Source organism: Ornithinibacillus halophilus (assembly GCF_900129485.1).
GTDB lineage: Bacteria > Bacillota > Bacilli > Bacillales > Amphibacillaceae > Ornithinibacillus > Ornithinibacillus halophilus.
On record NZ_FQVW01000084.1, the window covers coordinates 1 to 6,923 of the forward strand.

The following is a 6,923-nucleotide window of genomic DNA, read 5'->3' on the forward strand; positions in this document are numbered from 1 at the left end:
AGGAGATAAAGGAAACATGCCCCTTCATAGGGGTATGTCGACGTTGGACGCAAAGTCCGGTTTTAGTCGACCTTCCTTTTTATCGGAGTCGATGTTGACTTATCGTACGGAGGCGAAGGAAGTCTTGTGCCTGTGCCTGCGATTACTCGGCACAAAAGCAATGTGGTATTTCCACGTAGTTTTTTTGCGATTACTCGGCACAAAGGCCAGTGAAGTAATTCTATGTAGTTCCTTCGCTAGTTGCAGGCGCTCGGAGCTAGACAACTCTACTGAAAGAGGTGGTATGTCCCTTGTGGAATGATTTGCAGCAGTTTAAAGCTGATTTTTTTAAAGCATTAGCACATCCTTTACGAATACGAATCTTAGAGGTTCTATCGGAAGGAGAAAAAAGTGTCAATGAAATTCAAGCAAGTCTTAATAGTGAAGGTTCTGCTGTGTCACAACAGTTAAGTGTCTTACGTGCTAGAAATATTGTCGTAGGGACAAAGGAAGGAAAACGCGTCGTTTATACGCTAAGAGATCCTTCCATTATTAAATTACTAGAGGTTGCGAAGGAGATTTTCAACAACCATTTAATTGATACACTTTCCATGCTGGAGGATTTAGATCAAAAAAAGGAGAACAATAGAGAGGGATAAAAACTAGAATGAAAGATTTATTAACTGACAAATGGAAGAACTATTCCTTACATCATTTCCAAAAAGATTTAGTCTCAGGTGTCATCGTCGGAATCATTGCTATTCCATTGGCGATGGCTTTTGCAATTGCATCAGGGGTTAAGCCAGAATACGGACTTTATACAGCCTGTATTGCTGGGATTTTAATTTCTGTATTCGGTGGATCCAAATATCAAATCGGTGGGCCTACTGGAGCATTTGTCCCTATCCTATTGGGGGTTGTGATTGCCTATGGGTATGAGGACTTATTACTTGCTGGGTTAATGGCTGGAGTCATGCTGGTACTTATGGGTGTGTTTAAATTAGGTTCCTTAATTAAATACATTCCCAGACCTGTAACTGTCGGTTTCACATCTGGAATTGCCGTTATTATATTCACCGGACAGATCGGAAATTTTTTTGGCTTAACCGGATTAGAGAAACATGAAAAGTTCATAGACAACATGAAGGAAATTTTCCTACATATTCATACCACGAGCCTATTCAGTATAATAACGGCTGTCGTATGTTTGGTAGTCATCATCGTTACACCTAAAATATTTCCAAAAGTACCTGGCTCTCTCATTGGTTTAATTGTTTCTACAATAGTTGCGATGTTCTTTTTCCAAGGGAATATTGCAACTATTGGGACCACTTTTGGGGATATTTCGAGTCAACTACCAGACTTTCAGTTTCCAGAAATAACTTGGGAGAGAATTCAGCGTTTGATTGTACCTGCTTTTGTCATCGCTGCCTTGGGTGGAATTGAATCCTTATTATCAGCTGTAGTCGCTGATGGCATGACAAATAGTAAGCACAATAGTAACCGTGAATTGGTAGGACAAGGGATTGCTAATATCGTTACACCAATGTTTGGTGGGATTCCTGCAACTGGAGCAATCGCACGAACTGCAACAAATATTAAATCAGGGGCAACATCACGGATGTCTGGTGTGATTCACGGGCTATTCATCTTGTTAACCGTACTTATTTTCGCACCTTATGCATCGTATATTCCTTTAGCAAGTATGGCTCCTGTGTTAATGATTGTCGCTTGGAACATGAGTGAACGCAGACAATTTGCTTATCTATTAAAACTGAAAACAGGAGATTCCTTGATTCTTATCGTTACCTTCCTGTTGACCGTATTTACGACAATTACTACTGCTGTAATCGTCGGGTTAATTTTAGCGCTCGTTTTATTTGCGAAACGGATGAGCAACCTATTAGTCGTTTCAAAAGTACTGCCAGACCATAATCAAGAGGAGCAAGCCGTACAGCCATATGTTGTGAACGATGCCCATGACTGCCCACAAATTAGTATATATACTGTAGAAGGGCCACTATTCTTCGGGGCAGCACAACTTTTTGAACAGCGAGTGATGGAATCCATTCATTACAAGCCAAAAGTATTAATATTGCGCATGGGTAAAGTGCCATTTATGGATGCTACTGGTACGGCTAATTTCACGAACATTATTCATCACTTCCAGTCAAATGGCGGACTTCTCCTCGTTTCAGGGGTTGTCCCAGAGCTAAAAGAAACCTTTAAAAAGTCGGGGATTGCTGACTTAATTGGTGAAGAATATTTCTTCGAGCATACTGGTGAAGCCATTAACTATGCCCTAACAGAAATTAATTACAATAAATGCTTAGGTTGTAAACATTTCGCTTTCCATGAATGTAATCAATTATCTCGTTATGGGGAATTAAAGAAAGAGACAAAAGTGAAAGAAGAATTACGTCCTGTCTAAAGGGATCCCAGACAAGAGATGTCTACTCAATATGGTAGGCATCTCTTTTTTTGTAAAAATGTGTAGCTCCAAGCTATTTTGTTAAGCCTAGAATCAACTCTTTATAAATATCGAAAAATGCTAAGTAGTATTCTTTGTAGACATACTCATCTGTTTTATGTGCCATCTTTGTTTCACCTGGACCAAACATCATAAAAGGGAAATTTTCATCTTTATCTCGTAATAAGTTCGATGCATCTGTCACACCTGGTGAACCTTTAACAGAAATATCTAAGCCTAAATGCTTTTTACCTAGCTCTTTAGTAAGTTCCACCATTTCTGACTTTCCTGAAGTGAAGACACTTGGTAATGACATGGTCACTTCAACTTGGATACTAGAACCACCTTTATTGTATCTGTTGGCAGTTGTATTAAACAAATCGATCACTTCGTCGTTATCAAATTCCGGGATTGTACGGACATTAATTTCAGCAGTTGCTTTTTCTGGAATAGAGTTCACTTGATTCCCTGCTTGAAAAATAGTTGTGCTCATCACTAATTTATCTAAAACGTTATTTTTGCGATTGTCACCATTTAATTTTTCGTCTATTTCTAAAAGATATTTCATCAATGGATTAATCGCATTGTACCCTTGGTCAGGCATCGAACTATGTGCTGCTTCCCCAATTGATGTTACTCGCAAATTCAGTGACCCTTTGTGTGAATAAATGATGGTGTCATGTGATGGTTCTGCTACCCATAGAAAGTCCACATCATCCATATAGCCTTCTTCATACAGCTTTTTCGAACCAGCGCCACCAACTTCTTCCCCAGTCGTTGCCATAAAACGAACAGTACCGTTTTTTAGTTCGTTATTTTCTTTCAGTTCGATTAATACTAGCGCAAGGTTTACTAAGCCTGCTTTCATATCATTTGTTCCTCGTCCGTATAATTTTCCGTCTCGTTCTGTTAATTTGAACGGATCAGATGCCCATTCGCTTTCATCACCAGGAGAAACGACATCCATATGACCAGAAATGCCGATAACAGGATTTCCACTTCCAATTTCAGCTACTAAGTTTACACGAGTATCTGTAACAGGGACTATTTTAGACTCAATTCCATATTCACCAAATAGATGTTTCAAATAATTTGCTACTTCAATTTCATTCTCGTTAACCGACTGAATGGCAATCAGGTCAGATAGAATTTTTATTTTTTCTTCTTCTGTAAAATGCTTGATATGAAATCCCTCCGATTATTAATAGGTGTATTTATATTTTACCCAAATGGCTTTGATTACTCTATTAAACAAGTTGTTCCACTAAACTATGAGTAGAACTTTTTATGTTAAGGAAGGAAATTGGATGTGTTTTGTGGAAAGAGTATTTATCCAGTTAAAAGGAGTGTATTATCATGGTAAGTCCAATATTAAACCAAATAGGTACGGTATTCATTCCAGTAAAAGACATTGAGAAAGCACGAGATTGGTACTGCGATATTTTAGGATTTGAAGAAAATGGAGAAATTCTGTTTGGTCACCTTTACGTATTACCTATGGAAGCCACAGGCATAGTGCTAGATAGTAAAATTTATTCAGAAAAGAATATATTTACAATTCCTGCTTTCCACTTCAATACAAAAGACATTGAAGCTGCCTATCACTATATGCGTAAAAAGGGGGTTGATTTGATAACAGAAATTGAACATAATCATTATTTTAATTTTAAAGATCTCGATGGAAATGTTTTGATGATATGTCAGTGCTAAATTATCTATAGAAACTTGCAAATCACTGCACAAACCAAAAGAAAGTCAGATTCCCTACTACACGGAAACCTGACCCTTTTTGTCTAATCTAAGTTAATTTCGATAACTTCATCTAAAAATGTTGTTTGAGTATAGCCATCTATTTTTAAATGAGTTGGTATAATTTCATCTACTGATTCACTTTCAATAGATACTTGATGTTCTGTCGTAAACATACGAGGTTGTTCCAATTCATCCAAACGGAAAAAGTATTCCTCAACAGGATATTCGTTTCCATGTTTATCAATAATAACGCCTAAACCCTGACTACTACTTCCACGGTCAGCATTATTTATGACTTGAAAATCTAGTGTTTCGTACATCCGACCTTTATTTAATTCCTCGGTTACACGTAATGTAGTTGGATTTCCAATTTCAATTTGATCCACTGTAATTTCCGTACCCAAGTATTTAAAGGTTTGGCTTTCTTTTTCTACATCAATCGAAAATTGTTCTGGTTCATTAATCGTTGTATTATAACTATTTAGCTCTAATTCAATATCCTTCGGTTGAGCGAAGTAGATGGATTCAAAATTGACTGACCCTGAATATTGATGATTGGAACTACTTACACCTGCCGATAAAAATGGATCCTGTTTAAATGCGTTCCCTTCACTTTTTAACGCCCCAAAATTTATGAAATCTACAGGATGCTCTGAGTCAAGGGTTTCAAAGTAATAAGTAAGTTTAGTAACCGTTGGTGCTATTGTCAGTTGTTCGAGAACGACTTTCGTATTACCTACTTCTGTTTTCATATTAAGATCTTTTACAATAGCTGGATGTTTTTCGATTGATACCTCAAAGTTCCATTCCCCTTCGAAAAACTTTTCTTCTGTTGGATTGGTCACTTGTGACTCTGTTCCAACAGACTCATCCATAGGCACGACTTCTAGTATTTTCGTAAGGCTTAGTTGGATAGTCCCTTCCTCGACATCCATAGGAGCTAACCCAAGTCTTCCTTTCATGACGTTTTCTTGATCAGAATAGAGCGTTACATGACTACTTAGACTAGATGAGAAATCATGTTCCAAATTTGAATTAGACTGATCCCAAATTTCATCTTGATTAGGAAGCTCTACCCCTTCTGTTAAGCTAATTTGATAGTTTGCTTGTTTGGAAAGGTCCTCAATTTCATAATATAAGAGTGTTTGAATGTCATCTGCTACAACATCAGTGATGGTCACTTTCACATCATTACTTACCTCACTAATATTTAACCTATCTCCAATTCCATGTTTTAAGTTTTCTTCCATCACCTGCTCTTCATTACTCGTCATTTGTTTCCACCAATCCATAACATGATGGTTCAAATCCGTAGCAGCCACGACCGTTCCTGCAAAAACTAAACTAAACACAACAGCTGCAACCCAAGCACTAGGTTTCCATTTATTTGCCTTTCCTCTTTTTTGAGAAAGTTTTTCTTTTACATTGTTCATCAAATATGGAGGAGGCTCTATGTTTTCCTTTTCCACTTCAAGTAATTGCATCGTTTCTTGTAATTCTTGTAACTCTTCCTTACATTCTTTACAAGATTCTACGTGTCGTTCAACATTCTTCTTGTCATCAGGTGTACATTGATTTTCCAAATAAGCGATTAAATTTTCCTTTGTTTCTTGACAGTCCACCCTTACACCCCTCTTTCCATTTTTGTTCTTAAGAGCTTTAATCCACGATAGATACGAGACTTCACCGTGCCAATTGGTACTTCTAGTATTTCGGCGATTTTCTCTTGTGAAAAATCACTGAAATATCTTAGATTAATTATTTCTTGATACTTTTCTTCCATATGATCTAGTGCTTCCACAATATCCATTCTTAAATCTTGTATATGAGTGTTGTCGATTGGTTCTCTTTCATCGACGTCGTTTCGTTTATTTTTTCGATATAGGTTCTTGCATTCATTTATAAAAATGGATGTTGCCCAACTCTCAAAATACTCGGGGTTTCTCAGTTGAGCAATTTTGTCATAGATCTTTAAAATCGTCGTTTGAAACACATCTTCAACATCGTGATGATTATGTAGGTAGGCCCACCCAATTCGATAAAACTTTGTTTGTCTCGTTTCAAACCAATCGATAATTGCATGCATGTCTTTCTTTTTTATCTTTTTAACTAGTATTTTATTATGTAATGCAGCCACAAACTTCCCCCCTGCCTTTCTATCTAATATGAGTCACAAGTGTAGTAAAGCGTTCCATTTTTTTGTATCAGAATCGGACATATGATGCGTTATTCCCTCTTAAATTCCCTTATATTGTTATTTTAGGACATCTGGTACGTTAAACGAAGCCTTTTACGAATAAATATGTGCTTTTTTATGAAATAAAGGAACCGATGTCATCACAGTAAAGAATAAGCTAGTTTTTCTAAGAATAACGGAAAAAATGTCCCATGGGAAAAATAACGGAAAGAGGATTCATGCGCCTGTCGTGGTGGGCCCTCGTTCCGTTATTCAGCTGAAACACCTTGTTTCCGGGGTGCTGACGGTTCCTATTTCCGTTATTGCCCCAAATACGGGGCTGTTATGAATATATCGGGCATATAACGGAACCTCGATTACACTACATACTCAAATACCGTGATTTTCTCGGAATAATGGAATGAGGATTCATGCCCTAACCCAGGTGGGCCCTCGTTCCGTTATTTACCTAAAACACCTTGTTTTCGCAGTGCTGACGGTTTCTGGTTCCGTTATTGCCACGAATACAGGGATTTTTGATGTGAA

At 37.5% G+C, this 6,923-nt stretch carries 6 protein-coding genes; 3 read left to right on the forward strand and 3 right to left on the reverse strand.

The features are described from left to right. The first annotated feature begins 290 nt into the window (after positions 1-290). Complete coding sequence (locus BUB12_RS16960) at positions 291-638, forward strand: ArsR/SmtB family transcription factor (RefSeq protein ID WP_072892096.1); 348 nt, start codon at positions 291-293, stop codon at positions 636-638. A gap of 8 nt (positions 639-646) precedes the next feature. Next, entirely contained in the window at positions 647-2,410 is a 1,764-nt protein-coding gene (locus tag BUB12_RS16965; protein WP_072892097.1) for a SulP family inorganic anion transporter, read from the forward strand. A 73-nt stretch (positions 2,411-2,483) separates the two neighbouring features. On the opposite strand, the gene BUB12_RS16970 is transcribed toward BUB12_RS16965, so the two are convergent. After that, positions 2,484-3,632 carry an ArgE/DapE family deacylase gene (locus tag BUB12_RS16970; protein WP_072892098.1) on the reverse strand — a complete coding sequence of 383 codons (1,149 nt, stop codon included), beginning with the start codon at positions 3,630-3,632 and terminating at the stop codon, positions 2,484-2,486. 173 nt (positions 3,633-3,805) lie between these two features. On the opposite strand from BUB12_RS16970, the gene BUB12_RS16975 reads away from it, so the two are divergent. Beyond that, positions 3,806-4,159: a VOC family protein gene (locus BUB12_RS16975; RefSeq protein WP_072892099.1), complete on the forward strand. Its 354-nt coding sequence runs from the start codon at positions 3,806-3,808 to the stop codon at positions 4,157-4,159. Positions 4,160-4,242: 83 nt separating this feature from the next. On the opposite strand, the gene BUB12_RS16980 is transcribed toward BUB12_RS16975, so the two are convergent. Further along, complete coding sequence (locus BUB12_RS16980; protein ID WP_072892100.1) at positions 4,243-5,823, reverse strand: DUF4179 domain-containing protein; 1,581 nt, start codon at positions 5,821-5,823, stop codon at positions 4,243-4,245. A 2-nt stretch (positions 5,824-5,825) separates the two neighbouring features. Continuing rightward, entirely contained in the window at positions 5,826-6,338 is a 513-nt protein-coding gene (locus BUB12_RS16985; protein ID WP_234982746.1) for an RNA polymerase sigma factor, read from the reverse strand. Positions 6,339-6,923: the final 585 nt, after the last annotated feature.